Here is a 26,032-nt window from a genome sequence, read left to right as displayed (position 1 = left end):
GATCCGCGTGAGACGACGGGTGTCGCAAGTGCCGCGCATGCGGTGGGCGCGGCGCATCGGGTAGTTGAGGCGAAGCGCGGATGATCGCCGAAAACACGCAGCGCGGCGATACCTCACGCCGCGCTGCTTATCGCCTCGTTTTCCGTCGCAATGGTGAAGGCCTAACGGGTCTTCTGCGCGCCGATGTCGCTATCCCACTTCTTGAAAGCCGCGACCATCGCCGCTGCATTCAGCGGCAACGCATGCGGACGATCGCTCAACATCTTCGCGTATTCGGGGCGGCCATACTTTTGCAGCACCTCCTGGCTATGCGCGGGCGCCTGCTCGACGGTGACGCCCTTGATCGCCGGGCCCGGATAGAAGTACCCGTCGTCGTAGGTCAGCGCCTGCTGCGCGGGCTCCAGCATGAAGTTCATCATCTTGTACAGCACGTCGAGCTTTTCCTTCGGCACGCCCTTCGGAATCACCATGTAATGCGCGTCGTTGACCCATGTCATGTTGTCGAACGGCTGTACGCGGAATTCGGCCGGCACGATGCCGAGCGCGCGAGGATTGATGTCCCAGCCGGTCACGGTCACGGTCATGTCGCGCGTGCCTTCGCCCAGTTCCTTCATCACCGCCGAAGTGCCGCCCGGATAGTACGGGATGCAGTCGTTCAACTGCTTGAGGAACGCCCACGTCTTGTCCCAGCCATGCACCGGGTCCTGCGGGTCCTTGTCGCCGAGCACGTAGGGCAAGCCCATCAGGAACGTGCGGCCAGGACCGGAATTGGCCGGCCGCGCGTAGATCAGTTTGTCGGGGTGGGCCTTGCACCATTGCAGCAGTTGCTCGGGTGTTTTCGGCGGATCGCTGACCTTGGCCGGGTTGTATTCGAGCAGCGGACCGGCCGGCATATACGCGACCTCGAGCCCGTAGCCTTGCGCGAGATCCTGCATCTTGCGCGGGCCCGGCGCGTACTTGTCGAGCACACCGGGGAACTGCGCCGCGTTGTCGGGCAGCAGCTTGATCCAGAGGTTCTGTTCGATGCCGGCCGCAAGCGCGTCGGTGCCGGTCAAAACGAGGTCGATGTCGGAGCGGCCCGCGGCCTGCATCGCCTTGATCTTGCCGGGCAATTGCGGCGCGGGAGCGTTGGTGAACGTGATGTTGCCGACGAGATTCGGATACTTCGCCTTGAACGCCTCGAAGCCCTTCTGCGTGAGTTGAAGATCGCCGGCCACGTCGACGATATTGACGGTGACCGGATCGGCAGCGCGCGCGGCAACGGTGAAGGCCGCGCTCGCGGCGATACAGACGGATACCAGCTTGAACGACAACCTGTGCGAAACAGTCATTGCGTCTCCTCGCTTCTTGGTATGGAAGCCCGCCGGTCGATGCATTGCGGGCGGTGTCTTTCTACCAATGGAACATAGCGAAGCGCAACAGCCGATGTCAAGCAAATAGTCGAGAGCGCGGGACCTATACGAAAACGGCCTGTTTTACCTGAAATCCTTGTCGTTCAATGGCTGGCAACGCGGCTTAAGGGCAAACCCGAGCCCCCGCTGCACCAGCCACACGGGTTGTCTGGTAAGCGGACAACTGCTCAACCGCCGCGCACACCTTGGGTATTGACGTACAGCGAATACAAGCCGTGGCTGGCCGCCATGAACAGACGGTTGCGATGCCGTCCGCCGAAGCACACGTTCGCGCAACGCTCCGGCAACGCGATATGGCCGAGCGGCTCGCCTTGCGCGGTGAACACGCGCACGCCGTCGAGCTCGTCGGTGCCCATACCCCAGCCGCACCACAAGTTGCCGTGCGCATCGACCCGAAAACCGTCGGGGGTGCCCGGACCCGCGTCGATCAGCTCGCGGTTGTTCGACAGCGTCGTGCCTTTGCCATTGGCCTCGACATCGAATACGCGGATCTTGCGCGGCTCGCCGCGCGATTGCACGACGTACAGCAGCGATTCGTCCGGTGAGAACGCGAGACCGTTCGGAGCGAGCACGTCGTCGATGACCATCGACACCTCGCCCGACTGGCCGTCGATCCGATACACGCTGGGCTTAAGCTCGGACTGCTGTTGCTCGCCCTCGTAAAAGCCGTCGATGCCGAAGGTCGGGTCGGTGAACCAGATCGAGCCGTCCGATTTGACGACCACGTCGTTCGGCGAATTGAAGCGCTTGCCCTGATAGCGATCGGCGAGCACGGTGATCGAGCCGTCGTACTCGGTGCGTGTCACGCGCCGGGTCAGGTGCTCGCAGCTGACGAGACGCCCTTCGCGATCGCGCGTATGGCCGTTCGAGTTGTTCGACGATTGACGGAACGTGCTGACCACGCCGGTGGTTTCGTCCCAGCGCAGGATGCGGTCGTTCGGAATGTCGCTCCACAGCAGATAGCGGCCATCGCCGAACCACACCGGCCCCTCCGACCAGCGCGTGCCCTGATACAAACATTCGACCGACGCCGACGCCAGGATCAGCGACTTGAAACGCGGGTCGAACACGCGGATGGACGGATCGGGATAGCGTCGGCTGTGCTCGCTCATGCGGTTGCCTGCGTGTCGGAGGGGTTCGATTGGGTGGACGCGAACTCGCGCTCGAGAGCGAGCAGCGTGCGCGCGGCCTGCGCGATCTTCGCATGATGCTCGCGCGGTGTCGAACTGAGCAGCGGCAGTAGCGGCCCCATGTCGGCGAGGCCCGTGAACGTCATCGCATCGTGCAACACGCGGATCAGCGAGATCTCGTTGCGCAGTGTTTCGAGCGGCATGAACGCATCGTACAGACGTTCGGCGGTGTCGTTGTCAGAGCTAGCGGCGTGATCAGCGTTACCCGCGCTCCGGCCGCTCTGCACCGCGCGCAGCAGCGCCATGACCATGCTCGGCGCGATGCAGCCGCAACCGGTGGTCCATGCGGCGAGTCCGAACTCGCGCAGATGCACGAGCGCCGGCCGCTCGCCCATGCCCGATACGATCTTCGCGGCCGGCACGCGTTGCAGCAGCCGGTGCAGATACGGATCGTCGGCCGGATTGTCGCGCGGAATCGCATATTTGACCGCGCTCAACGTGCCACGCTCGACGAGCCGCGCGAGCGTATCGACAGCGACGTAGTTTTCGCTCTTGATATACAGCGTGAGCGGCATGCCGGCCGTGTCGGCGATCCGTGTGAGGCCCGTCTCGACGCCTTCGGAAGTCGTAAAGCCGCCGAGCGGCAGCACCATCGCGGTGCGGTAACGCGTCTGCGCGAGGATGCGCGCCTGATCGAGCATCTTGCCGTAGTCGGGACCGAGCGCGGGGATCACGCGCGTTTCGGGACTTGCGGCGTCGGCGAGCAGGTCCAGCAGCTCGCGATATTCGCTGACGGCGACGTGATAGAGGTTCGCGTTGCCGCCATACAGTAGTGTGCGCACGCCGCCCGCTTCGATATGGCGGATCAACGCGAGATTCTGAGCAGGGTCGAGCGTGTAGTCGGCGCGGCGCGCGAGCGGCGGCACGGCCATAACCGACGCGGCGAACTCGCCGTCGCGAAGCGGAGATTCGTTCATGATGGTCGACGCGCAAACGTGCTGGACGGAGGTTTCACGGTAGCATCGGCGTCGCAATGTTGTCAAACAACCTGCGCGTGACGATCGTTCCCGCGTGCCGTTAGCGCCGGATTGCCCGGGTACCGATCACGAAATTTCCTTTTGTATAACAATGGAGCCGGCCCGCAGCCCATGTGGCATTGGCGCAGGCTCTTTTTGGGGCAACATGGACGCGGCGAGCAATAACCCACTTTTCCAGATAATCGAATAAATGCTATTAATTCTAAATCGCGGCGGAAATAATACTGTCGATCAGGCAACACATTAAAATGCGGTCTCCAGACGCCGATTGGCCGATTTGCTCACCTACAATCCCGGGCAACGTAAAGATCCATTTCAATCAGCATAATAATGGGCAACGCCAGCCTTGCTATTACGCGGCTGCTATCGTTTACCCCGCAGAGCACCGGCGCATTGCGTTCGAGTTTTTAGTGATAGATTATGCGGACCAAAAGAGCAGACCGAAGTTTGTCTGCCAATAACCGCGAATGGGATGTTTGCGAGCCTGAGAGAGCCAAAAATTGTCGCTACACTTTATCGAGCAGATGGCACCGCTACTGGACGCCGCCGACGAGGCGGAATGGTTCGGCGCAATTACGGGCCTCGCCGAGACGTGGGGCTTCGACAGGATTCTGGTCGCGATGCTGCCGCGGCCAACCATGCGTCTCGAGGACGCTTACCTGCGCAGCACTTACGCGCCGGCATGGCGCCAAACGTACGACGAGCAAGGCATGGTGCATATCGACCCGACGGTCGCGCACTGCCTGTCACGCTCCGCGCCGCTGATCTGGACGCCGGAGATCTTCGCCAGCCCGGCGCAGCAATCCCTGTACGAGGAAGCTCGCTCGTACGGCCTGGGCGCAGGCGTGACGCTGCCGATTCATGGGCCGAATCAGGAAGCCGGCATGATGTGCTTCGTCAATGACGACAAGCCGTCAGACGGGTTCAGGCGCCATGTGAACGCCGCGTTGCCGAACCTCGTGCTGTTGCGCGACCTGGTGATCGACACCAGCAAACAGCATCTGAATTCGCACGCGCAGACCTTGCTGCCGAAGCTCACGCCGCGCGAGCGCGAATGTCTGAAATGGACCGCACGCGGCAAATCCACCTGGGAGATATCCCACATCCTGAGTTGTTCGGAAGCCGTGGTGAACTTCCACATGAAAAACATCAGGGCGAAATTCGGCGTGAATTCGCGGCGTGCGGCGGCCGTGATCGCGGCGCAGCTTGGGCTTATTGACCCGGGTTGAGCAGCGCGGCCGCGTCGCGGCTGTACATCACGCGTTCGGCGCGACCCAGGTCGGCGTCCGACACGGTTTTCATGAAATACAGGCCCAGCAGGATCGACACCGGTGCCGGGATCTCCGCGCCCGACTCGAAGCGGCTGCCGCGCGACTGCGTGACACCGAAGCGAGCCCAGAAACGGCGCTGGCTCTCTTTTTTCTTCTTCCGGTAGGCAATGATCAGAACGCGATCCACTGCCGAAGAGACCTCCGAAGGACGCGCCTGGAGGTGGGTTTGCGGTTGCCAGTGATTGTCGAGGAGTTCCATTTTGGACCCTTGTAGGTTGGGGGCGGATACGTGTCTGAATTCTGCGATACCCGATAAGCATGCACACCTATCCAGGTAGGTAGGTGGCGCAAAGATTCAGAATGCATAAGTTTTCCTGCGTAACTGGCAACCCCCAACGTGCACAGGAGAACGTCATGCAAACCACGATCCGAATTGGACTCAGGCAGGAATTCGACAACGAACTGATCAACGAGATGTACCGTCTGCGAGCCCGTGTCTTTCACGGCCGGCTCGGCTGGGAAATTCCGACCATCGCGGGGATGGAAATCGACGGCTACGACGCGCTCGGACCGCATTACATGCTGATTCAGGGCGAAGACGAGCGGTTGCGCGGCTGTTGGCGACTGATGCCGACCGAAGGTCCCAACATGCTGAAAGACACTTTCCCGCAACTGCTGCATGGCGCGGCCGCACCGGTCGGTCGGCATATCTGGGAGCTGAGCCGCTGGGCGATCGAAACCGGCGGAGAAGAACAGACGTTTGGTTTCACGGATATGACAATCCGCGCAATTCAGGAAGTGATGCGCTTCGCCCAGCGCATGGGCATCACGCATTATGTGACTGTGACCACCACGCCGATCGAGCGCATGCTGCGGCGTGCCGGCCTCGACATCAGCCGGATCGGGCCGCCGCTGCAAATCGGCGTCGAGCGAGCCGTCGCGCTCGACGTCGCGGTGAGCGAGAAAACGCTGACCTCACTGTTCGGGCCGGTCGCCGCAGCGGCTTGAGCCGCGCCGGATCTCAGCCTCACGAAAGTCTCGCGCCCTCACCGCGCGCGCGGGCTCAGGAACCGAACATCCGTTCCAGCGCGTTCTCGAGATGCGCGCGCATCGCGGCGCCCGCGCCCGCCGCGTCTTTGCGGCGGATCGCGTCGAGCACCGCCATGTGCTCGGCCTGCACCAGCCGCTGCCGCTCCACCGTTTTGACGAGCGATAGATTGCGCGACAGGTTCATGCTGAACAGGATCTGTTCCTCGATGAACGACATCACCGTGATGAAGAACGGATTCTTTGACGCACGCGCGACCGCCTGGTGGAACAGGAAGTCATCCTTTGCGCCGATCCCCTGCGCCTCGATGATGCGCTCGAGTTCGTCCCATGCATGCTGGATCGCGGCGATGTCTTCGGCATCGGCCTTCAGCGCCGCCTGCGCGGCCGCGCCCGCCTCGGTCACGATGCGGAATTCATAGCAGCGGCGGATGTCGGACAGCGTCTCGAGCGGTGCGAAGCGGCGCACGTCCGGATCGGGCCGCCGCGCGACGGTCGTGCCGGAGCCGTGCCGCGTCGAGATGATGCCGTCGGCCCGCAATCGCGCGAGCGCTTCGCGCACGGTTGGCCGAGACGTGGCGAAACGCTCCGCCAGCGCGTGCTCGGTCGGCAATCGCTCGCCTTCCTTGTACTCGCCTTCGAGGATGCGGTTGAGAATGTCGCCGTAGATCTGGTCGGGTAAGCCCTTAGTTTTTCGATCGTTCATCAGCGGACTGGCCAGCTTGTCTGAATATGGCCTGATTGTAAGGCCAACCTTGTTGCGGCTTCAGCAATCTTATATGGGTTGTAAGCATGCGAGGCCGCTCTTGCGCGCCGCCGCGCCCTCGAGTTGGTCCGCAACGGGCCTGAATATTTGGCAAATGTTTGATTTACATCCTGGTCCGGTGCATCTTTTCCGGCCATCATCTAAGCTTCGTTGGTATAAAAGATCAATAAACCCTGCCGCGGCTAGCAATGTGGCAGACGCATTTTTGACGCGGAGCCGAAATGTACACACGCATCCTTGTAGCGGTCGACGGCAGCAATACCTCGCGCCGTGCGTTTGAAGCGGCGCTCGATCTCGCCAAATCGAATGGCGCGGTGTTGCGGCCATTTTATGTCGTCGAAAACACGCCGATGTATTTCGAGGCGCCCGGCTATGACCCGTCGATCCTGCGCAACCGCCTGATCGAGGAAGGTCAGGAACTGCGTGCCGAGTTTTCGAAAGCAATGGCCGAGCAAGGTGTGAAGGGCGACCCGGCGGTCTCCGAGGCTTCGTCGCTGGGCGATGTCGCCGAGATCGTGCTGCAGGCCGCGGCCGAATTCAACGCCGACCTGCTCGTGATGGGCACGCACGGCCGTCGTGGCTTCCAGCGGCTGATTCTTGGCAGCGTCGCCGAACGCTGCGTGCGCCAGGCGAAGCTACCGGTTCTGCTGGTACCGTCCGCCGCGGGCACCGACAAGGATCCCGCCTGACGTTTTGAACGCGCGCAAGGCGGCGCGCCACGCGCTGCCCTGCCGGAACCGAGCCACGCTACCCGTCGACGCGCGACGTCGACACGACTCGCGGCGGCCCACCTTCCCACCGCCGTCGGAGCATGCGCCGTCGCTCGGCACAGCTGAGCAGCGAACGCGTCATTTTGCCGCCAGTTGCGGGTCATAGCGGGTGGGACAATTTCACTACTACCAATAATCGCGCGCAGAACATGCTGAATCCTACTGCTGTGACCCGTTCCTCGATCCGCTCCGCCGACAAAGCCGGGCGCGGCAGCCGCGAGGCCGTGGCGGCACGCGCATCCGCACGTACCGCCGCGCGCTGCTCCAGCTGTTCGATGCGTCAGATCTGCATGCCGCAGGGCCTGTCGGCGGAGGAGCTGCCGAAGCTCGAAACGCTGATCTGCTCGGCGCGCTCGGTGTCGCGCGGCGAAGCGCTGTATCGCAGCGGCGACCGCTTCGACAGTATCTACGCGGTGCGTTCGGGCTCGATGAAGACCGTGATGATCCACCGCGACGGCCGCGAGCAGGTCACCGGATTGCGGCTCGCCGGCGAGCCGCTCGGGCTCGACGGCATCAGCGCGGACGTCCATGCGTGCAGCGCCGTCGCGCTGGAAGACAGCACGGTGTGCATCGTCCCATACAGTGCGCTGAAGCTGCTGTGCCGCGAAATCAGTTCGATCCAGGAGCGCATGCACAAGCTGCTCGGCGCGCAGATCGTCAGCGAGGCTGCGCAGATGATGGTGCTCGGCTCGCTGTCCGCCGACGAACGCGTCGCCGCCTTCCTGCTCGACGTGTCACAACGCAATGCGCAGCGCGGCTACTCATGGTCGGAATTCAATCTGCGCATGACGCGCGAGGACATGGGCAGCTACCTCGGCATGACGCTCGAAACGGTCAGCCGCACCCTGTCAAGATTTCAAAAGCGCGGCCTGATCGACACGCGGGGCAAGCATATTCACATCGTCGATCTCGAAGGCTTGCGGCAGGTCTGAGCGGCTGGGCGGGGCTGAGCGGTCGACCTGTTCGTCTTGGCACGCCGCCTGCAATCGGGGTACAGTTTTCAGACCGCCCCTCACGGCAACCGTGTTGCATGGAGCCCCGGCCAATGAATCGCGACCCTGCCCCGCATCATCCGCTCGTGCAGCGCCTGCTCGACGCGCGTCAAGTCACCGACGACCTGTTTGCGATCGTCAAACCCGACTACCTGTATGAACGGCCGATCCGCGAGCGCCACCGCGTCGTGTTCTATATCGGCCATCTCGAAGCGTTCGATCGCAATCTGCTCGACCAGCGTCTGTTCGATCTACCGGCTTTCGCGCCGCCCCTCGACCAGCTGTTCGCCTTCGGCATCGATCCGGTAGGCGGCGGCTTTCCCACCGATCAACCCGCCGACTGGCCGTCGCTCGACGCCGTGCGCGCGTATGCGACGTGCGCGCGTCGCCAGATCGACGCCGCGCTCGACGAACTCGGCAACCCGACGCACGACGAGGCGGCCGTGCAATTGCTGAACGTCGCGATCGAGCATCGGTTGATGCATGCGGAAACGCTCGCGTACATGCTCCATCAGTTACCGCTCGAGCAGAAGAACACCGCGTTGCGCGAGCCGGTGGTGACGCGCGCAGAGCAGCGCGACGGGTTGTCGTCGATGGTCAGCGTGCCGGCCGGCACGACCGTGCTCGGCATGCCGCGCGAGGCCGGCCGCTTCGGCTGGGACAATGAGTTCGGCGCATTGGGCGTGGAGCTGCCCGCGTTCGAGATCGACCGCTACATGGTCACGAACGGTGCGTTCCTCGAGTTCCTCGAAGACGGCGGTTATCGCGATCCGAAATGGTGGTCGCCGAAGGACCTGGCGTGGAAGGAGGCGGGGCGCATCGAGCATCCGGCCGGCTGGTCGCAACGCGTGTCGCAAGACGGTCGCGCCGGCTGGACGCTGCGCACCATGTTCGATGACGTGCCCTTGCCGCTCGACTGGCCGGTCTACGCGAGCCACGCCGAAGCGAGCGCCTACGCGCGCTGGGCCGGCAAGGCCCTGCCGACGGAGGCGCAATGGCAACGCGCGGCGCACGGTGCGCCGCACGCGGCGTCGGGCAACTTCGATTTCCGTAGCTGGGATCCACGGCCCGTCGACGCGCATCCGGACAACGTCAGCACTTGCGGCGCGGAAGGTCAGTTCGGCAACGGCTGGGAATGGACCTCGACGCTATTCGAAGCGCTGCCGGGCTTCGAAGCGTTTCCGTTCTATCCCGGCTATTCGGCCAACTTCTTCGATGGGCAGCATTACGTACTGAAGGGCGGCTCGGCGCGTACCGCGCTGTGCATGCTGCGGCCGGAATTTCGCAACTGGTTTCAGCCGCATTATCAGTATGTGTACGCGGGGTTTCGGTGCGTGCGGGCTGTCGAATAAAGCGGCCGAGATCTCTTCAACTCGCGCTTTAAGCTGTCGGCACATGCTTTGACCAAGGCTTCTGCAGACGGCAGCGTCTACCTGGAATTGCAAACGATCGCGCACGAACCGCAACCGGCCAACCGTGTGCCCACCTCCCGGCTTCAAGTCCCCGTGCCACCCATTCCGTTATCATTTCGCAAGAATGCGCGGCCTTTGCCGTTATCACGTGTGTAGTCTCCACCCTCGTCCCCGTTGCTGCGGGGACGCGCTCTGAAGTCAGCGATGAAAGTCGATCTAGCCACCCTTTACCTCCTCGTGATCGGAACCTTATTAGCCAGTTCCGCCATGATGTATTGGGAACACCTGTCTCATCCCAAGCGCAGCAAGGAATTGCGAAGGCTGGCGGCCGGCTATGCCACCCTCGGAATCGGCTGCGCATTGGCTTCATTTCGGGTGCAACTGCTCGGGGCCGCCGGCCCCGCAGTGAGCAATCTCGTGATTCTCGCGGGCTACCTGCTCGTCCTGGACGGCGTAGCCATGTTCAACGGCCGGCGCTATCTCGCAAGCTCGATCGGTTTGCTTGTCCTGATGGGGCTCACGTGGGCAATAGCTGGGGTGCGTTGGCAGGCTGCCGTCTGGATGTATGTCAGTGCCATCCCGATCGCGCTGGTTTCAGCCATGACCTCGCTCGAATTGATGCGAGGCGATGGCATGCCGGCGGTTCAAGCCAGGCGCGTCGCCGTCGCGGTGACGGGCATTCACGCGCTTTTTTACGTCGCCCGGGCGTTCGTGCTGCCATGGCTGGTTCCGATCTTCGGGCCGCGCGTGCTGGCTGTCTCCAGCGAAATCACGATGTACGAAGGGGTTCTCTACTCGGTCATTTTGCCGATGACCTTGCTCCGGCTAACCCGGGAAGAAATTCATGGTGAGCTTCTGCAGGAATCCCGCACGGATTACCTGACTCGCCTCGGCAATCGAAAGTTGTTTTTCGAAGATGGGGAGCGCGTTATCCGCGACCACCACGCGCATCGACGACCAGTCACGCTCCTCGCGTTCGACCTCGATCACTTCAAGAGAATCAACGATCGCTACGGACACAAGACCGGCGACGAGGTTTTGCGGTCATTCGCGGAAACCGTTCGAGCCGTCGCGGGTGCGGACGCGATTCTTGCACGCATCGGTGGTGAAGAATTCGCCGCGCTGCTGCCGGACCACGACAGCGAACGCGCAAAAAAGGTAGGCGAGACCGTTGCCAACCGGTTTGCCGCGCTTTCCCATGGCGCCGACGGCGACCGGATTCGGGCCACCGTCAGCGTTGGACTCGCCGAGTCGAGTCGCCAAACGGCCTCCCTCACCGACCTGCTCTCAGCCGCCGACCAGGCGTTGTATCGAGCCAAATCGCTGGGCGGTAATCGGCTCGAACAGACGCCGACGGCCGCGCTCCCCGCCGCAACCTGCTCGTCGAGCGGAAATCGGCTTTAAGCTTCCGGCAGATAGAGCGCGGGGCAATCCGTGCTCCCCGCTCGAAACACTGAATTTCTTTGCCCGCACGGCTGCGTCGATTTTCCGTGTAGCCCGGGAAACACGCGAATTTCATCCCAGCGCGCTTGCGCACGTACTCACGACACATGAACCCTGACGAACCTGCCACACGGCCGCCCCAGCCCGTCACCCGGCCGGTGCTGGTGTGGGACGCGCCGGTGCGGCTGTTTCACTGGCTGGTGGTCGTGTTGGTCACGGCCGCTTACGTCACCTTGAAGCTGGACTGGATCGACTGGCACGTGCGGGTCGGCGAGACGCTGCTTGCGTTGGTTATTTTCCGGCTGCTGTGGGGCTGCTTTGGCAGTGAGACCGCGCGCTTTCGCAGTTTCGTCGCATCGCCCGCGGCTGCGCTGCGTCATTTGCGCCGCCTGTTTCGTCGCGAGCCGGACGTCCAGGTAGGCCACAATGCGGCCGGCGGCTGGATGGTGCTGTTGCTGCTCGCTTTGCTGCTGGCCGAGACGCTGAGCGGCCTCTATGTCAACAACGACATCGCCGACGAAGGGCCGTTGAGCGAGCTGGTGCCCGCGTGGCTCGCCAACGCAATCTCGACGCTGCATGGGCTCGTCTGGTACGTGCTGCTCGCCGCGGTGGCGCTGCACGTGCTCGTGATCGCCCTCTACGCGGTAGCGAAGGGACACAACCTGCTGCGTCCGATGCTGACCGGCTACAAACAGCTTCCTTCGTCGGTGGACGCGCCGCGGCAGACGCCAGCGCTGCTGGCGCTGCTTCCGCTCGGCGTCGGCGCTGCCGCGGTGATGCTGCTCGCGGCTTATCTCTGAGCTTGCCGCAAACCTGACCTCGGGGCGCCGCCGCCGTGCCTGGCTCAGTTGCCCTTCGGCGGCATCACCTGGCCGCGAATCTCGCCATCGGGATTGTTTTTCGTGTGAACGTTGATGTACATGTCACCGGCTTCGAACATCTTGGCGTCGTCCGGAGATAGCGTGGCCTGACCGCTGAACGGGCTTGTCACCTCCATGCTGCCCTTCTTCGAGAGCCAGATCTTGACGTTGGCGTTTTTACCGGCAGGGGCGGGTCCGTGAAAATGCGACATCGTGGTGGGACTCGTCAATCCGCTGAAGCTGATGTTCCAGGTGACGACCCGCGTGCTGGAGTCGTACGTGAGCTTGGCGGTGCCGCTGCCCGGAGTCTGCACCGGCGGAACCTGTTGAGCGCCCGTCAACGGTACGTCGAATGAGACGGGTGCCGCTTGCGCCAAAGTCAGCGTCCCCGCTAAGGCCAAACCACCAAACACCATGAAAGCGCGCTGCGAGATGGATCGTGACATCTGGTTTTCTCCTGTTGGGTTTGCCCTTGGTGGGCGGGCGATTATTGAACACTGCAGAAGACCTCGTCGGCGCCGCTGGCAGCCCAACAAGTGAGACAAGGATAGACGCAAGCCGGCCGTAACGCGAAGTTTGCATTCGGCCGAACTTCGGCCCTTGCATGGCGACCCTCCCGGCACGTCGACGCCAGATCAGTCCGGCCAGCGATTCGAAAGGAAGCCGTCGGACGACGATCGTTGTAACTTGACCTTCGGATTGCAGTGGCGCCGAAAATTCTTCCGGTACGATATGCGCTTTGCGCGAAGGCAGCGGACGTAGCTGCGCGACCTCGGGTCGCGCCAGGTGCCTTCATGGATCACACCCATTGTTACGCTGCCATGTCCATCCCGACCGCTCTTATCGGCATTGCGATTCTGTCCTGCCTGATGAGTGTCGCCGTTCTCGGCTCGCTGTTTCACACTCAGGTCCCGGGGATACGCCATTGGTGTGTGGCAAGCGGTCTGCTGGCTGTCACGGCCACGCTCCTCATTTTCCGTAGGTCGGATGCTGTTGTAGTAGGCGCGAGCGTCTTGCTGGTGGTGGCCTCCCTGCTCGCGGTGCAGGGCTTCCGGCGATTCTTTCATCGGCGGCCAGCGGTGATCTGGGAATACGGCGCGCTCGGCGCGATCCTCGTCGGACTCGTCTATTGGACCTACGTGTCGCCGGACGTCAGTGCCCGGGGTGCGATGATCTCGGGCTTTCTCGCCTATATCCGCTTTGCCATCGCCTGGCTCGTGCAGCGGTACCGGCCGGCGGGCAGACCAAAATACGGCTACCACTTCGTGTCCATCGCCGCGGTGCTGGGGGCGGTGATTCACGCAGTCCGTTGCGTCGTATACGGATTCGGCATCGCGCATGAAACGACTTTTCTGGAGGAGACGCCTCTGAACGTTGCGTTTCTCGGCATGGCCATCCTGACTCTGCCATGCCTGTCGGTAGGCATGGTCATGCTGGCGCACGACCGGCTGGCGGAGCGGATGGAACGCCTCGCCACCATCGACGATCTGACTGGCGTGCTCGGGCGGCGAGCGTTCATTGCCCGGACCGAGGCGCTGTTCGAGCTGGCAAAGGCGGCGAAGTCGAAGCTGTCTATCGCAATTCTGGACATTGATAACTTCAAGGGTATCAACGACCGGTACGGGCACGCAGCCGGCGACCAGGCTCTCGCGCACGTTGCTTTGACCATCTCGAGCGAAATACGGCAAACCGACGTGCTGGGGCGCATCGGCGGTGAAGAGTTCGCGCTGCTGCTTCCGCTGACTGGGAAAGAAGAGGCTGCCCGTCTCACGAACCGCTTGCGTGCAATCGTCGCGGCGTCCGTTTCGCGCGCTCCGGCCGGTGACGTCGCATGCACGCTCAGCGCTGGCGTCGACGAATTCGGTGATGACGATACCGTTGCCTCGGTAATGGCCAGAGCCGACACGGCGCTCTATGTCGCGAAAGACAAGGGCAGAAACTGCGTGGTGCTGGCAGGGTCGTCGCAGCCTTCCGACGACATCGTTTCCGGATTGCCGGCTTAAAGGCTCCGCACGGGGCTGCACACGAGACGCCTGATCGATCGTCCGTTCGCACTGCCACCGCAAAAAAAAGAACCGGCATGCGGTCGCCCGCATACCGGTCTCTATTGGCCCCACTCGCGTCACCGCGAACAGGGGCCGCCGCGCTAATCCGCGCTAATCCGCGCGAGTCCGCGCTTTACTTGCGCTTTACTTGCGCTTCAATTGCGAAATATCGCGTACCGCGCCGCGGTCGGCCGAGGTCGCGAGCGCCGCATACGCCTGCAATGCCTGCGACACGACACGCTCGCGATTGGTCGGCTGCCACGCGTCGTCGCCGCGCGCTTCCATCGCAGCGCGACGGCGCGCGAGCTCTTCATTCGACACCACGAGGTGCATCTTGCGTTGCGGGATGTCGATCTCGATCACGTCGCCGTCTTCGACGAGGCCGATCGTGCCGCCTTCCGCCGCTTCCGGCGACGCATGGCCGATCACGAGGCCCGAAGAGCCGCCCGAGAAACGACCATCGGTAAACAGCGCGCAGCTCTTGCCGAGGCCCTTCGACTTCAGATACGAAGTCGGATACAGCATTTCCTGCATGCCCGGACCGCCCTTCGGACCTTCGTAGCGGATCACCACGACGTCGCCCGCCACGACCTTGTCACCGAGAATCGCGTCGACCGCGTCGTCCTGGCTTTCGAACACGCGCGCGCGGCCCGAGAACAGCCACTGCGATTCATCGACACCCGCGGTCTTCACGATACAGCCCTTCTCCGCGAGGTTGCCGTACAGCACCGCGAGGCCGCCGTCCTTCGAATACGCGTTCTCCTTGCTGCGGATACAGCCGCTCTTGCGGTCCGTGTCGAGCGTCGCGTAGGTCGCTTCCTGGCTGAACGCGACCGTGGTCGGAATGCCGCCCGGCGCCGCGCGGAAGAACTTCTGCGCTTCCTCGCCTGCGTTGCCGGCGACGTCCCACTTCGCGATCGCGTCGCCGAGCGTGCCGCTGTGCACGTTTCCGCACGACAGATCGAGCAGGTCCGCACGCGCGAGTTCGCCGAGAATGCCGATGATGCCGCCCGCGCGATGCACGTCCTCGATGTGGTACTTGTCGGTCATGGGCGCCGCCTTGCACAGGCACGGCACCTTGCGCGAGATGCGGTCGATGTCCGACATCGTGAAATCGACGCCCGCTTCCTGGGCGGCGGCCAGCAGGTGCAGCACGGTGTTGGTCGAGCCGCCCATCGCGACGTCGAGCGTCATCGCGTTTTCGAATGCCTGCTTGGTGGCGATGCTGCGCGGCAGGACCGAGGCGTCCTCTTCCTGATAGTAGCGACGGCACAGATCGACGACGAGGCGGCCCGCCTGCTCGAACAGGCCCTTGCGCCATGCGTGCGTCGCGACGATCGTGCCGTTGCCCGGCAGCGCGAGGCCGATCGCCTCGGTCAGGCAGTTCATCGAGTTCGCGGTGAACATGCCCGAGCACGAACCGCAGGTCGGGCACGCGTTGCGCTCGACTTCGGCAACTTCGGCGTCGCTGATCTTCGGATCGGCGGCCTTGATCATCGCGTCGATCAGGTCGATCTTCGCGATCACCTGGCCGTCGGTCGGCGACTTGACCTTGCCCGCTTCCATCGGACCGCCCGACACGAACACGACCGGAATGTTCAGGCGCATCGCGGCCATCAGCATGCCCGGGGTGATCTTGTCGCAGTTCGAGACGCAGACCATCGCGTCCGCGCAGTGCGCGTTGACCATGTACTCGACCGAGTCCGCGATCAGTTCGCGCGACGGCAGCGAATACAGCATGCCGCCGTGGCCCATCGCGATGCCGTCGTCGACGGCGATCGTGTTGAATTCCTTCGCCACGCCGCCGGCCGCTTCGATCTGCTTCGCGACCAGCGCGCCGAGGTCGCGCAGATGCACGTGGCCCGGCACGAACTGCGTGAACGAGTTCACGACCGCGATGATCGGCTTGCCGAAATCGTCGTCCTTCATGCCGGTCGCGCGCCACAGCGCGCGGGCGCCGGCCATGTTGCGGCCATGGGTCGAAGTGCGTGAGCGATAGTGGGGCATCTGTATCCTCAGGTATTGCTGTTATCGGTTTTGATGAGCGCCCGCTCGGGCCGGCCGATGCGCCGCGGCGCCTTGCATCGGCGGCGGCATAGCGATTGGCTCGCGGGCGGTGGGGATCGCAATAGGGCGCGGACTTTGCGCTGGGAACGAATAGTGCAAGAACGCCAGTAAGACGTCCAATATATTTTTTCGCCGTAATTAGGTCGAGAAAGATATTAATCGATACCGCGACCGTTCAGCCGATTTGCGCCAGCGCCGTCATCAGCACGCCGTCCGCGCGGGCGAGATCGTCGAGCACGGAGAAGTGCGTACAGCCCGGCACATGCACGAGCCCGATCTGCTGCCCCGCCGCTTCGCACGCCGCCGCATACTCGTCCGACTGACGGACCAGCTCCGGCAACTCCGCGCCGCCGACCGCGACCACCGTCGGCACGCCGGCGCCGACGTGATGGATCGGACTGTACGCGGCGATTTCCTGCTCGCTCAGTTTCAGCTTGTCGTTGAGCCACGACAGGCTGATCGGTTCGAGATCGACCAGCGCGCTGATCGGCAGCGCGTTCGTGACGAGCGGATGCGCGCGATGCAACGCCGTCAGATGACCGCCCGCCGAGTGCCCGCTCAGACACAGCGGATGCCCCGCGATGCCGAGCCCGTCCGGGTCCGTTTGCAGATGATCGAGCAAGCCCGTGATTTCGCCGACGATCTGCGTCATCGACGCGTCCGGCGCGAGCGTGTATTCGGCCAGCACGACGTTGTAGCCGTTGGCGAGCGGCCCATCGGCGATGAATGCGAAGTCTTCCTTCACGCAGTTCTGCCAGTACCCACCGTGAATGAAGATGAACGTCGGCGCGCCGGCCTTGCCGCAGGGCAGCCAGTCGAAACGCTCGCGCGGACGCTCGCCGTAGCGCAGATCGCGTCGGCCCGGCACGCGTTCATACAGTTTCGCGCTGCGCTGCTGGAAGTCCCGCAGGACTTCCGGGAAGTTCGGGATGGCCTGGGTGTTGTTATAGGCCTTATCGAGCGTGGGTCGATCCATGCCGCGATAGATGGTCGTCATAGTCTTGTGTCTCCCTGATCGTTCGATGATCGTCCGCCGGATTGTCGGCGATTCGCGTCACGGCCGGCAATGGCGTGTTTCCTTGACATCGCCCGCGCCGAAGACGAATAATGCCACGTTCGTTTACCGAAACAGTGTTCACCGTAAGAACATTGAAAAGGAAACCGAGGCCTTTTTCCAGCGCAACACCGGGTTCCACGCTCCTGGATTCGCGCTAATCTGTCTCCTGTCATCGAGCTCAGGTAAGGCAAGCTTGCCGCCGACACGCGCCGGCACCCCACGCCGGCGCGCCGCACCCGCCCGCTCCGCCCTGCGCTTGGCCGGGCACTACACAGAGTCACACACATGAAGCGAGACACTTCCCCTCACGCCGCCGGCCGGCCTGCCGCTTCGCGCGGCATCGTCGAAGGTCTGGTGTATGTTTTCGAGCAGGTCATGCCCGACCCGTTCGTGCTGTCCATCTGCCTGACGTTCTTCGTCGCCGTGCTGGCGATGCTGATCGCGCCGACCGGCAACCTGCCGACGCTGCTCGATTCCTGGTACACCGGCACGTTCGGCATTCTCGGCTTCGCGCTGCAGATGATCCTGATCCTCGCGACCGGCTACGCAATCGCGGAAGCGCCGATCGTGCAGCGCGGCCTGCGCGCGCTCGCCTCGCACGCGAACTCGCCGACGCGCGCCGCGCTGCTCGTGTTTCCAGTTGTCGCGGTGGCAGCGTGGCTCAACTGGGGGCTCGGGCTGATCGTCGGCGCGTTGCTGTCGCGGGAAATCGCGCGGCGCGTCGACGTCGATTTCGCGTGGCTCGTCGCGGGCAGCTATTCGGCCTGGTCGATCTGCAACAGCGGGCTGTCGAGTTCGATCGCGCTGTCGCAGGCGTCGCACGGCAATGCGCTGAATCTCGTCGAGAAAGCGACCGGCCACGTGGTGCCGCTCAGCGAAACCATCTTCGCGCCGTTCGTGTTCGTGCCGACCGTGCTGGTCGTCGTCGTGATGACGGCGATCTTCATCAAGATGCATCCGAAGGCGGAGAACGTCATCGCGTTTCGTCACAGCGGAGAAGAAGCCGCCGACGCACCGAGCGACGACCCGCACGCGCGCGCAAGCAGCGCGACATCGCTCGCCGCGCGCCTCGAACAGTCGATGCTCGGCACGCTGCTGCTGCTCGCGCTCGGCATCGGCTATCTGGCGATCACGTGGCACAAGGAAGGCTTCGATCTCGACATCAACAACACGATCCTGATCTTCCTGATGATCGGTCTCGCGCTGCAACGCACGCCGATCGCGTACGCGAATTCGATTCGCCGCGCCGCGCGTCAGACCGGCTCGATGCTGCTGCAATATCCGATGTACGGCGGGATCATGGGCATCATGAAGGGCACGGGACTCGCGTCGATGATCGCGAAGGCGTTCGTGACGATCGCGTCGCCGGTCACGCTGCCGCTGTGGAGCTTTCTGAGCTCGCTGATCATCACGCTGCTGGTGCCGAGCGCTGGTGGTCACTGGGCGGTGCAGGGTCCGTTCGTGCTGCCCGCGGCGCTGAGCCTGCATGCGTCGGTGCCGCGCACGGCGATGGGCGTCGCGATGGCCGAGAACGTGTCGAACATGCTGCAGCCGTTCTGGGCTGTGCCGATCGTTGCAATCGCGGGGATCCGGATTCAGCGCGTGATGGGCTATACGGCGGTGACGTTCGCGGTGTCGCTGGTGATTTACGCGGTGGCGTTGTGGCTCGTGCCGTAAGAGGCCACCAGCGCTAAAACGAAGGGCCGATGAAGCAATGCTTCATCGGCCCTTCGTGCTTTTACCCCTTCTACCGCTCTTACATCTTCACGACGTCGAGCAGCGTCTTCTTGCCGTCCTTGTAGTCGTACAGCGAGATCACGCCGTGCTGAAGGTCACCCTTCGCGTCGAACGTCGTTTCACCGGTGACGCCCTTGTAGTCGGTGCCCGACACCTTGGCCAGAACCTTCGCCGGATCGGTCGAGTTCGCGCGCTTCATCGCGTCGACGACGATATACACCGCGTCGTACGTGAACGGCGCGTCGAATTCGATCGGATGGCCGAAGCGCTTTGCGTACTTCGCCGCGAATTGCGCGCCGCCGTTCATGCGCTCGACCGCCATGCCGGCCTGCGAGCACACCACGTTGCCCGCTGCCGGACCCGCGAGGTCGGCGAGGCTTTCGGTGCAAACGCCGTCGCCCGACAGCATCTTCGCGCGCAGGCCCAGTTGACGCGCCTGCTTCGCAAACGGACCGCCGGTCGCATCCATGCCGCCGTACATGATCGCGTCGGGATTCTCGCCCTTGATCTTCGTCAGGATCGCGCGGAAGTCGACGGCCTTGTCGTTGGTTGCGTCGTGCGACACGACCTTCAGGCCGAGCGACTTCGCGGTCTTTTCGAATTCGTTCGCGAGGCCCTGGCCATAGGCGGTCGAATCGTCGACCACGGCGACCGTCTTCACGTTCAGGTTCTTCGCGGCAAACGTGGCAAGCGCCGGGCCTTGCTGCGCATCGGTCGCGACGACGCGGTACGTCGTCTTGAAGCCCTGCTGCGTGTACGCCGGGTTCGTCGACGACGGCGAAATCTGCACGATGCCCGCGTCGCTATAGATCTTCGACGCCGGAATCGACGCGCCCGAGTTCAGGTGGCCAACGACCGCGACGACCTTGTCGTCGACCAGCTTCTGCGCGACCTGGGTCGCCTGGCGCGGGTCGCCCGCGTCGTCCTGCGCGTCGAGCACGAGCGTGACCTTCTGAGCCCCGATCGTCAGGCCCTTCGCGTTGATTTCCTCGATCGCGAGGCGCGCACCGTTTTCATTGTCCTTGCCGAGGTGGGCGGAGCCGCCCGTCAACGGCCCAACGTGACCGATCCTGACGACCTGATCGGCGTTCGCCGTGCCGGCGACGCTTGCGAATGCGACGACTGCCGCGCTAACCGGCAGCAGTTTGTGAAACTTGAACGACATACAACACATCTCCTCTTTACTTACCTTGCCAACCGGATGGTTGGGGATTACTGATACCGCCAGGACATGACCATTCATCCATTCAGAATGAATTGAAATACGGCTCGACCGGCAATTCGCGTGGTCCGCCATTTTGGGTGCAGCACGATAACGCAAAACCGCCGCAAGCGTCGGAATTCCGCGCAATAAGGGATTGGAGCGGCGTCAACTAGCGGTCGTTTCGTCGCTCTATTCAGCGGGATATTGCGCGTTTGATTCGCTCGGAAAATCATCAACAACGGTGACGAAACGAGCAGCAACTCCGCCAATCAGGATGAATATCGCGCTTCCGGAAAGTCGATTCCGAACCGCCGATCGGCAATCAGCACTTGAAGTCGGCCAGCATCACGCCCTCGCGGATATGCGCGAGGGCGGCCGCCACATAGTCGACGATCGGCGCCGGAGGGTAATCTGGCTTCGCGCACACGAATCCCGAGCACTTGTGCGGCTCCATGTTGGAAGGCTCGCCTTGCCATGAACGGCACGCGAGAAAGAAGCTGATGCGGTTCGTATCCGAGTCGCGCCGCATCACGAGCTTGAATTCGAGTGCGCCACGCGCAACCGTCACACCCGCTTCTTCTTTCGATTCTCGAATCGCGCATTCTTCGATCGATTCGCCCGGTTCGAGATGGCCGGCAATCAAAGCGTATTGACCGTCTCTGAAACCGGTATTCGCTCGCTGGATGAAAAGGCACTCTCCCTGCCCATTCAGAAACAGCACGTTCACGTCGACGACGCTTTGCATTCGGCTCATTTTCGTGCAGGCATCGCGACGGGCTAGGCGCGCTGAGCGGTCAGCAGCTTGATGCCGAGCGCGACGAACACGAGCCCGCTGCCGCGCTTGATCGCCGCTATCCAACGGTTGGCTCCGACGCGCTTATGGATACCGCGCACGCCGAGCGAATAGATGGTATGAACGAGCGCGACGGTGACCGCGATCGTCAGATACATCACGATGAACTGCTCAGGCAGGCCGCGCTCGTGGTCGATGAATTGCGGCATGAACGCCGACAGAAAGATCATCGTCTTCGGATTGCTGCCCGACACCAGCAAGGCCTCGCGAAATACCTTGTTGCGCTCGAACGTATGGGCGGGCGATGCGACGGCCGCGGGCTGTGCGGGCTCGCTTGCCCGGGTTGCACTGGTCTTGCCGCCGCCGCGCAATTGCCTGATGCCGAGATACATCAAATAACCCGCGCCAAGCACTTTCATCGCGACGAACAGCGGCGGCAGCGCCGTCAATACCGCGCCGACGCCGAGCGCCACGAGCGCGACGACGACTCCTTGCGCGAGCAGATTACCGGCAACGCTCGCCGCCGCGCCGCGGTTTCCATAGCGGACCGAATTGCGGATCACGAGCAGAACGTTCGGACCCGGAGAAATGGTGGTGAGCAGATAGGCAGCGGCGAAAAGCAACCAGGTATGGAAAGACATGGCAGGCCCAGCGGTTCGTTGTGATTGAGTTCCGACAGACCGACCATCATGCCACGGAAAAAAACGCCGCGACCGTCGCGGGGCGCTAATCGGTACGCACCACCTGACACAAGAACTGCTTCAAACGCGCGCTTTGCGGCTGATCGAACACCGGTGCGACCTTCATGCTGACCTCGCGCAGTACCTGGTCGACCCGTACCATTTGTTCACGCGTTCCAGCGTGACGGCCGGCAACGCCGCCGTGCGCACCGGCGGTTCGATGCTCGACGTCGCTTCCATCGCGCGATTCCCTCGGGTGTCGGCGAGTGATGTCATCGAGCGGACCTCCTGAAGCGGCGTTCGATGCGCGACTGGATCACTTCGAGCACCATCGACAGCAGCCAGTAGATCACCGACGCGCTGATCAGCATCTCCATGTGACGGAATTCGCGCTGCCCCTCGGTGGTCGCGACGTAGGTCAGTTCCCACACGCCGACGACGGACACCAGCGAGCTATCCTTGAGCATCGCGATGAACTGGTTGCCGGTCGGCGGAATGATCACGCGCAGCGCCTGCGGCAAAATCACCAGCCGCATCATCATGCTGTGGCTGAGACCGAGCGCGCGTGCGGCATCCCACTGACCTTTGGGAATGCTTTGAATGCCGGCGCGAAAGATCTCGGTCATATATGCCCCATAGCACAACGACAAAGCAGCCACGCCAGCGGGAATCGGATCGACGATATAGCCGAGCTGCGGCAGGCCGAGATACAGAATGAAGATCTGCATCAGCAACGGCAGGCCACGAAACAGCGAGGTGTAGAACGTCGCGATACCGATCGCGATACCGTTCGACGAAAGCTTCGCCAGTGCGCCGATCAGCGCGAGCACGAACGCGAGCGCGATCGAGATCGCCGAGATATAGAGCGTGGTGGTCGCGCCTTGCAGCACCAGATAGCCGATCTTGCGCTCGATGAATTCGAAGCTCAGATTGAACGTCGAGAAGAACAGCACGACCAGCAACGCGAGCTCGCACCACACGACGGCAACCTGCCAGCGCAGCGATAGCCTCAGCAACAGATAGCAATTGGCGACCAGCGCGGCAATCGCGACCGCGCCGCCCAGCAGCTTCTGCAATAAAGTCGCGTCGATGCCGAGCGCGGGCACACCGTGGTTGATGCCGGCGATCCAGTCCGGCGCATGCTGCACCGCGAAGTATCCGCCGATCAGCAACACGCCGAGCAAAACGAGAATCGGGCCCGGACTGCGTTTCTCGACGCCGTCAGCATCTTCTGCAAACATGTGTTCCTCCGTAGATCCGCCGCACGCGCGACGAACGGCGGGCCATCGTATTCAAGCCCGTTCACGCCGCGCGTTCGCGCATGAAATCCATTAGCTGGTAGTACCAATAGGTCAGTTGAACGGCCGCCGTGCCCGCTGGCCCGCCGTTCCATTCGAGGCCGAACGGCGCGAACAGACGATAGCGGTCGGTTTCGTTCGTGATGCCCTGCGCGATCAGCCTGCCGCCGACCGCCGTCGTATTCATGCCGTGGCCGCCGAAGCCCATGCAGTACCAGACGCCCGAATGGAGACGGCCGATCAGCGGCATCAGATGCCTTGCATACGACATGCGTCCGGACCACGCGAGCGCGACCTTCAGCCCGGATAGCTGCGGATAGGTATCGACCATGCGTCGGCGCAGCAACTCGGCCAGCCGGTCCGGCTCGGACTTGCGCGTCGTGATCATGCCGCCCCACAGAATGCGTTCGCCGCCGTCGACGAGACGGTAATAGTCGCTCGCGCGGCGGCTGTCGCCGACCGACGCGCGCGTGCGGATCGCGGTTGCGATCAGATCCGGGGCCGGCTCGGTGACGAGCATATAGGTCGAAATCGGCAGATAGGCGCGCGCGAGTTGCGGCACCACGTTGCCCGTATAGCCGCCGCAGGTAAACACCACGTCGCGCGCCGTGACCGTACCGCGCGCGGTCTTCAGCCGCTTGATCGCCGACGAGCAATCGAGCGACAACACTTCGGAGTCTTCGAATACCTGGCCGCCCAGCCGCTCGACTTCCGCGACGAGAGCACGTGCGTAATTCAACGGATGAAAATGGAAGCCGCGTTCGTTATAGAGCGCGTGGCGATACTTGTCCGACACGAGCCACTCGCGAATCTCCTCGTGCGTCTTGAACCTGACGTCGTACTGAAACTCGTTGGCGAGCCACGCCTGCTGCGCCTGCATGTCGGCGGTGTTCTCGTGACGCGACACGCGCAGCACGCCATGCACGGGCTGCGCTTCGTCGATGTCGAGTTGGCGGATATTGTCCGCGACGATATCGACGCCCTCGATCGACATCCGGTAAATCGACTTCGCGTCTTCGACGCCGACGCGTTGCGCGATCCGCTCGAAGCTCGTCGAATAGCCGGGGCTCACCACGCCGCCATTGCGGCCCGACGCGCCCCACGACACCCGCTGCGCCTCGAGAAGAATCACCGAGCGGCCACGGCGCAGCAATTCGAGCGCCGTCGTAATACCGGCCATGCCGGCGCCGACCACGCACACATCGGCTTGCAGCGAACCGCTCAGCGCCGCGCGCGGCTCGACGGTGCGCAGCGTGCGGGTGTAGTAGGTATCGAGGTAAGAAGCCATCTCGTGATGGAGTGCCGTTTTGTTGTTGGTGGCTGCTGGTGGCTGCTGGTGGCTGCGCAGCGGGCGCAGCAGCGGCGGCGGCGGTATGAACCGCCGCGTCCCGGGTTCGCGCTTATTGCTTCGTATAGTCGTTGCCGAACCACTTCATGCTGAGCTTCGTCAGCGTGCCGTCCTGCTTCATCTGCGCGACGATGTCGCCGACTTTCTTGTCCCACTCGGCGTCGCCCTTGTCGGCGACGATCGCAAGCGGCTCGCGGAACGCAAAGTCGCCCGGAATGATCTTCACCGGATAGCCGTTCTTGATCGCGTTGAGCGCGGTCTGCACCGGCGTCACGATGCCGTCGACGCGCTTGCCGTCGCCGAGGCGCAGATCGTCATAAGGCAGCATCGAGTCCGCATAGGTCTTGATCTCCTTCGGCGGCTGCATCATGTACTGGAACGGCGGCACGTCCGGGCCCGCGATATTGAGGCGGTTGCGCACGTAGTCTTCCGACGTGGTGCCCGCCTCGACACCGATCACCTTGCCGTTCAGATCGGCACGCGTCTTCGCCTTCGAATCCTTGTTCACGACGAACACATACGGGCTGTAGTAATAGACCGCGGGGAAATCGAGCAATTCGGCGCGCGGCTTGGTCGGCGTGACGGAAAGCACGGACAGATCCCAGCGGCCGTGCCAGTGACCGCCGGTCATCAGACTGAATTGCGGCGTATCGAACGTGACTTTTACGCCGAGTCGACGCGCGATTTCTTTCGCGACGTCGATATCGAAGCCGTCGAATTCGTGCTTGTCGTTCAGGAACGCTTGCGGCGGCCACTTGCCGCTCGTTGCGACCATCATCGTGCCGTTCTTCATCACGCGATCGAGCGTGGCGCCCGCGTGAGCGCTGAAGGCGGTCAAGGCAATGCCCGCGCCGAGGGTGAAGCCGAGCAGGCGGGTCAGGATGGACTTAGCCATGGTGCGTGTCTCCGTGGTTTGTTTTACGTCGCACTTGCGTTCTTGTTCGCGGGCCAGGCGCTTCCGGACTTCATCGCGACTGGTCCACGTTGGCGCGATCGATCTTAAGTCGCCACAGAATCCCCTGCTATTGACAATTCGGCACCACCTGATTCCGAAAGCGCATCAAGTCGGGGCTCGAGCAAAGCCTGTGCGCAACGTCGCACGGTGCGGGCCGGGCACGTCGCCTGCTACCCATCTTCGACGCACGTAAGTGTGTTACCGACAGGCAACCAGGGAGATCGATAATGAAAGCGAAGAAGATCACATGCGCAATCATGTGTGCGGCCACGCTCGCCGCGATGTGCGCGGCGCCGGGCGCCTGGGCGCAGGTCGCGGGACTGCAGCCGCTCGGCGGGACCACCGAGCAGACCAATGCGCTGCTCAAGGGCTGGAGCGTGCGGCGCGCGCTCGTCGACGAGCCGGTCTACAACGATCTGAACGACAAGATCGGCAGCATCTATGACGTGATCATCGCGCCGGATCGCAAGGCGAGCTACGCGGTCATACAGGTGGGCGGCTTCCTCGGCATGGGCAAGCACTACGTCGCGATTCCAATCGATCACTTCCAGATTCGCGACGGCAATCTGTTCCTCGCGGGTGCCACCAAGGAGGCGCTGAAGTCCGTGCCGGAGTTCGAGTACAACAAGCTCGAGAAGGCGACCAAGCCGCGCAAGGTGTCGGCGGAATAATCCGGTAACTCGCCGAGGCGGCGGCAGACAGCGCGAT

At 63.1% G+C, this 26,032-nt stretch carries 25 protein-coding genes; 10 read left to right on the top strand and 15 right to left on the bottom strand.

The genetic code is table 11. The annotated features are described in order from the left end of the window. Positions 1-161: 161 nt before the first annotated feature. The 3 genes from L0U84_RS21850 to L0U84_RS21840 all read right to left on the bottom strand — a co-directional run bounded on the left by L0U84_RS21850 (position 162) and on the right by L0U84_RS21840 (position 3,519). Positions 162-1,331, bottom strand: a complete 1,170-nt coding sequence (locus L0U84_RS21850) for an extracellular solute-binding protein (RefSeq protein ID WP_233852601.1) — start codon at positions 1,329-1,331, stop codon at positions 162-164. Positions 1,332-1,579: 248 nt separating this feature from the next. Further along, the gene (locus tag L0U84_RS21845) at positions 1,580-2,524 is read right to left on the bottom strand and encodes an SMP-30/gluconolactonase/LRE family protein (RefSeq protein WP_233852600.1); all 945 of its coding nucleotides are present in this window, start codon (positions 2,522-2,524) and stop codon (positions 1,580-1,582) included. Further along, on the bottom strand, positions 2,521-3,519 hold the full coding sequence (locus tag L0U84_RS21840; RefSeq protein WP_233852599.1) for a dihydrodipicolinate synthase family protein: 999 nt from the start codon (positions 3,517-3,519) through the stop codon (positions 2,521-2,523). Before L0U84_RS21840 ends, L0U84_RS21845 begins: the two co-directional genes overlap by 4 nt. A 584-nt stretch (positions 3,520-4,103) precedes the next feature. Between L0U84_RS21840 and L0U84_RS21835 the strand changes: the two genes are divergently transcribed. Beyond that, positions 4,104-4,808, top strand: coding sequence for a helix-turn-helix transcriptional regulator (locus L0U84_RS21835; protein WP_233852598.1), 705 nt, complete (start codon positions 4,104-4,106; stop codon positions 4,806-4,808). Here the strand turns inward: L0U84_RS21835 and L0U84_RS21830 are convergent. Next, the gene (locus tag L0U84_RS21830; protein ID WP_013092374.1) at positions 4,792-5,109 is read right to left on the bottom strand and encodes a hypothetical protein; all 318 of its coding nucleotides are present in this window, start codon (positions 5,107-5,109) and stop codon (positions 4,792-4,794) included. The genes L0U84_RS21835 and L0U84_RS21830 overlap by 17 nt on opposite strands. A gap of 155 nt (positions 5,110-5,264) precedes the next feature. Between L0U84_RS21830 and L0U84_RS21825 the strand changes: the two genes are divergently transcribed. After that, complete coding sequence (locus tag L0U84_RS21825; protein WP_233852597.1) at positions 5,265-5,858, top strand: acyl-homoserine-lactone synthase; 594 nt, start codon at positions 5,265-5,267, stop codon at positions 5,856-5,858. A gap of 55 nt (positions 5,859-5,913) precedes the next feature. Here the strand turns inward: L0U84_RS21825 and L0U84_RS21820 are convergent, their stop codons facing one another. Then, on the bottom strand, positions 5,914-6,603 hold the full coding sequence (locus L0U84_RS21820; protein WP_233852595.1) for a FadR/GntR family transcriptional regulator: 690 nt from the start codon (positions 6,601-6,603) through the stop codon (positions 5,914-5,916). 281 nt (positions 6,604-6,884) lie between these two features. Between L0U84_RS21820 and L0U84_RS21815 the strand changes: the two genes are divergently transcribed. The 5 genes from L0U84_RS21815 (at position 6,885) to L0U84_RS21795 (ending at position 12,080) form a co-directional block, all read left to right on the top strand. Next, positions 6,885-7,352, top strand: a complete 468-nt coding sequence (locus tag L0U84_RS21815) for a universal stress protein (protein WP_233852594.1) — start codon at positions 6,885-6,887, stop codon at positions 7,350-7,352. A gap of 356 nt (positions 7,353-7,708) precedes the next feature. Beyond that, a complete protein-coding gene (locus tag L0U84_RS21810) occupies positions 7,709-8,365 on the top strand; it encodes a helix-turn-helix domain-containing protein (RefSeq protein WP_326491220.1) in 657 nt (218 codons plus the stop codon). Between the two features lie 113 nt (positions 8,366-8,478). Then, a complete protein-coding gene (locus L0U84_RS21805; RefSeq protein ID WP_233852592.1) occupies positions 8,479-9,777 on the top strand; it encodes an SUMF1/EgtB/PvdO family nonheme iron enzyme in 1,299 nt (432 codons plus the stop codon). A gap of 264 nt (positions 9,778-10,041) precedes the next feature. Then, positions 10,042-11,241 (top strand): GGDEF domain-containing protein, encoded by a 1,200-nt coding sequence (locus L0U84_RS21800; RefSeq protein WP_233852591.1) that lies wholly within the window; start codon positions 10,042-10,044, stop codon positions 11,239-11,241. Between the two features lie 146 nt (positions 11,242-11,387). Beyond that, entirely contained in the window at positions 11,388-12,080 is a 693-nt protein-coding gene (locus L0U84_RS21795) for a cytochrome b/b6 domain-containing protein (RefSeq protein ID WP_233852590.1), read from the top strand. Between the two features lie 44 nt (positions 12,081-12,124). Here the strand turns inward: L0U84_RS21795 and L0U84_RS21790 are convergent, their stop codons facing one another. Next, positions 12,125-12,586, bottom strand: a complete 462-nt coding sequence (locus L0U84_RS21790) for a CHRD domain-containing protein (protein WP_233852589.1) — start codon at positions 12,584-12,586, stop codon at positions 12,125-12,127. Between the two features lie 348 nt (positions 12,587-12,934). On the opposite strand from L0U84_RS21790, the gene L0U84_RS21785 reads away from it, so the two are divergent. Then, positions 12,935-14,143: a GGDEF domain-containing protein gene (locus L0U84_RS21785; protein ID WP_233852587.1), complete on the top strand. Its 1,209-nt coding sequence runs from the start codon at positions 12,935-12,937 to the stop codon at positions 14,141-14,143. Positions 14,144-14,329: 186 nt separating this feature from the next. On the opposite strand, the gene ilvD is transcribed toward L0U84_RS21785, so the two are convergent. Together ilvD and L0U84_RS21775 are read right to left on the bottom strand one after the other, a co-directional pair. Continuing rightward, on the bottom strand, positions 14,330-16,192 hold the full coding sequence (ilvD, locus tag L0U84_RS21780; RefSeq protein WP_233852585.1) for a dihydroxy-acid dehydratase: 1,863 nt from the start codon (positions 16,190-16,192) through the stop codon (positions 14,330-14,332). A 235-nt stretch (positions 16,193-16,427) separates the two neighbouring features. Continuing rightward, positions 16,428-17,249: an alpha/beta hydrolase gene (locus tag L0U84_RS21775; protein ID WP_233852583.1), complete on the bottom strand. Its 822-nt coding sequence runs from the start codon at positions 17,247-17,249 to the stop codon at positions 16,428-16,430. Positions 17,250-17,594: 345 nt separating this feature from the next. On the opposite strand from L0U84_RS21775, the gene L0U84_RS21770 reads away from it, so the two are divergent. Then, positions 17,595-18,986 carry a TIGR00366 family protein gene (locus L0U84_RS21770; protein ID WP_233852581.1) on the top strand — a complete coding sequence of 464 codons (1,392 nt, stop codon included), beginning with the start codon at positions 17,595-17,597 and terminating at the stop codon, positions 18,984-18,986. Positions 18,987-19,065: 79 nt separating this feature from the next. Here L0U84_RS21770 and L0U84_RS21765 read toward each other — a convergent pair whose 3' ends face one another. From L0U84_RS21765 to L0U84_RS21735, 7 genes are all read right to left on the bottom strand, one after another. Continuing rightward, on the bottom strand, positions 19,066-20,211 hold the full coding sequence (locus L0U84_RS21765) for a branched-chain amino acid ABC transporter substrate-binding protein (RefSeq protein WP_233852579.1): 1,146 nt from the start codon (positions 20,209-20,211) through the stop codon (positions 19,066-19,068). Positions 20,212-20,572: 361 nt separating this feature from the next. Further along, entirely contained in the window at positions 20,573-20,995 is a 423-nt protein-coding gene (locus L0U84_RS21760) for an NUDIX hydrolase (RefSeq protein ID WP_233852577.1), read from the bottom strand. A 32-nt stretch (positions 20,996-21,027) separates the two neighbouring features. Continuing rightward, positions 21,028-21,684, bottom strand: a complete 657-nt coding sequence (locus L0U84_RS21755; RefSeq protein ID WP_233852575.1) for a LysE family translocator — start codon at positions 21,682-21,684, stop codon at positions 21,028-21,030. 162 nt (positions 21,685-21,846) lie between these two features. Next, the gene (locus tag L0U84_RS21750) at positions 21,847-21,999 is read right to left on the bottom strand and encodes a hypothetical protein (protein ID WP_233852574.1); all 153 of its coding nucleotides are present in this window, start codon (positions 21,997-21,999) and stop codon (positions 21,847-21,849) included. Then, entirely contained in the window at positions 21,996-22,964 is a 969-nt protein-coding gene (locus tag L0U84_RS21745; protein WP_233852573.1) for an amino acid ABC transporter permease, read from the bottom strand. Before L0U84_RS21745 ends, L0U84_RS21750 begins: the two co-directional genes overlap by 4 nt. A 61-nt stretch (positions 22,965-23,025) precedes the next feature. Further along, positions 23,026-24,309, bottom strand: coding sequence for an NAD(P)/FAD-dependent oxidoreductase (locus L0U84_RS21740; RefSeq protein WP_233852572.1), 1,284 nt, complete (start codon positions 24,307-24,309; stop codon positions 23,026-23,028). Positions 24,310-24,421: 112 nt separating this feature from the next. Next, positions 24,422-25,264 (bottom strand): transporter substrate-binding domain-containing protein, encoded by an 843-nt coding sequence (locus L0U84_RS21735; RefSeq protein WP_233852571.1) that lies wholly within the window; start codon positions 25,262-25,264, stop codon positions 24,422-24,424. 287 nt (positions 25,265-25,551) lie between these two features. Between L0U84_RS21735 and L0U84_RS21730 the strand changes: the two genes are divergently transcribed. Beyond that, positions 25,552-25,995: a PRC-barrel domain-containing protein gene (locus L0U84_RS21730; protein WP_233852570.1), complete on the top strand. Its 444-nt coding sequence runs from the start codon at positions 25,552-25,554 to the stop codon at positions 25,993-25,995. Positions 25,996-26,032 lie beyond the last annotated feature (37 nt).

The sequence above is a fragment of the Paraburkholderia sp. HD33-4 genome (assembly GCF_021390635.1).
In the GTDB taxonomy this organism is placed as follows: Bacteria; Pseudomonadota; Gammaproteobacteria; order Burkholderiales; family Burkholderiaceae; genus Paraburkholderia.
Note: the sequence above shows the minus strand (reverse complement) of the source record. Positions and strands in the feature narration are given on the sequence as shown.

Coding starts and splice junctions, on each gene's coding strand:
- L0U84_RS21790 (WP_233852589.1), bottom strand. CDS start 12,586: ATGTCACGATCCATCTCGCAGCGCGCTTTCATGGTGTTTGGTGGTTTG.
- L0U84_RS21835 (WP_233852598.1), top strand. CDS start 4,104: ATGGCACCGCTACTGGACGCCGCCGACGAGGCGGAATGGTTCGGCGCA.
- L0U84_RS21735 (WP_233852571.1), bottom strand. CDS start 25,264: ATGGCTAAGTCCATCCTGACCCGCCTGCTCGGCTTCACCCTCGGCGCG.
- L0U84_RS21830 (WP_013092374.1), bottom strand. CDS start 5,109: ATGGAACTCCTCGACAATCACTGGCAACCGCAAACCCACCTCCAGGCG.
- ilvD (WP_233852585.1), bottom strand. CDS start 16,192: ATGCCCCACTATCGCTCACGCACTTCGACCCATGGCCGCAACATGGCC.
- L0U84_RS21775 (WP_233852583.1), bottom strand. CDS start 17,249: ATGACGACCATCTATCGCGGCATGGATCGACCCACGCTCGATAAGGCC.
- L0U84_RS21820 (WP_233852595.1), bottom strand. CDS start 6,603: ATGAACGATCGAAAAACTAAGGGCTTACCCGACCAGATCTACGGCGAC.
- L0U84_RS21785 (WP_233852587.1), top strand. CDS start 12,935: ATGGATCACACCCATTGTTACGCTGCCATGTCCATCCCGACCGCTCTT.
- L0U84_RS21765 (WP_233852579.1), bottom strand. CDS start 20,211: ATGTCGTTCAAGTTTCACAAACTGCTGCCGGTTAGCGCGGCAGTCGTC.
- L0U84_RS21760 (WP_233852577.1), bottom strand. CDS start 20,995: ATGCAAAGCGTCGTCGACGTGAACGTGCTGTTTCTGAATGGGCAGGGA.
- L0U84_RS21750 (WP_233852574.1), bottom strand. CDS start 21,999: ATGACATCACTCGCCGACACCCGAGGGAATCGCGCGATGGAAGCGACG.
- L0U84_RS21840 (WP_233852599.1), bottom strand. CDS start 3,519: ATGAACGAATCTCCGCTTCGCGACGGCGAGTTCGCCGCGTCGGTTATG.
- L0U84_RS21825 (WP_233852597.1), top strand. CDS start 5,265: ATGCAAACCACGATCCGAATTGGACTCAGGCAGGAATTCGACAACGAA.
- L0U84_RS21730 (WP_233852570.1), top strand. CDS start 25,552: ATGAAAGCGAAGAAGATCACATGCGCAATCATGTGTGCGGCCACGCTC.
- L0U84_RS21850 (WP_233852601.1), bottom strand. CDS start 1,331: ATGACTGTTTCGCACAGGTTGTCGTTCAAGCTGGTATCCGTCTGTATC.
- L0U84_RS21805 (WP_233852592.1), top strand. CDS start 8,479: ATGAATCGCGACCCTGCCCCGCATCATCCGCTCGTGCAGCGCCTGCTC.
- L0U84_RS21770 (WP_233852581.1), top strand. CDS start 17,595: ATGAAGCGAGACACTTCCCCTCACGCCGCCGGCCGGCCTGCCGCTTCG.
- L0U84_RS21740 (WP_233852572.1), bottom strand. CDS start 24,309: ATGGCTTCTTACCTCGATACCTACTACACCCGCACGCTGCGCACCGTC.
- L0U84_RS21810 (WP_326491220.1), top strand. CDS start 7,709: ATGCGTCAGATCTGCATGCCGCAGGGCCTGTCGGCGGAGGAGCTGCCG.
- L0U84_RS21755 (WP_233852575.1), bottom strand. CDS start 21,684: ATGTCTTTCCATACCTGGTTGCTTTTCGCCGCTGCCTATCTGCTCACC.
- L0U84_RS21845 (WP_233852600.1), bottom strand. CDS start 2,524: ATGAGCGAGCACAGCCGACGCTATCCCGATCCGTCCATCCGCGTGTTC.
- L0U84_RS21745 (WP_233852573.1), bottom strand. CDS start 22,964: ATGTTTGCAGAAGATGCTGACGGCGTCGAGAAACGCAGTCCGGGCCCG.
- L0U84_RS21795 (WP_233852590.1), top strand. CDS start 11,388: ATGAACCCTGACGAACCTGCCACACGGCCGCCCCAGCCCGTCACCCGG.
- L0U84_RS21815 (WP_233852594.1), top strand. CDS start 6,885: ATGTACACACGCATCCTTGTAGCGGTCGACGGCAGCAATACCTCGCGC.
- L0U84_RS21800 (WP_233852591.1), top strand. CDS start 10,042: ATGAAAGTCGATCTAGCCACCCTTTACCTCCTCGTGATCGGAACCTTA.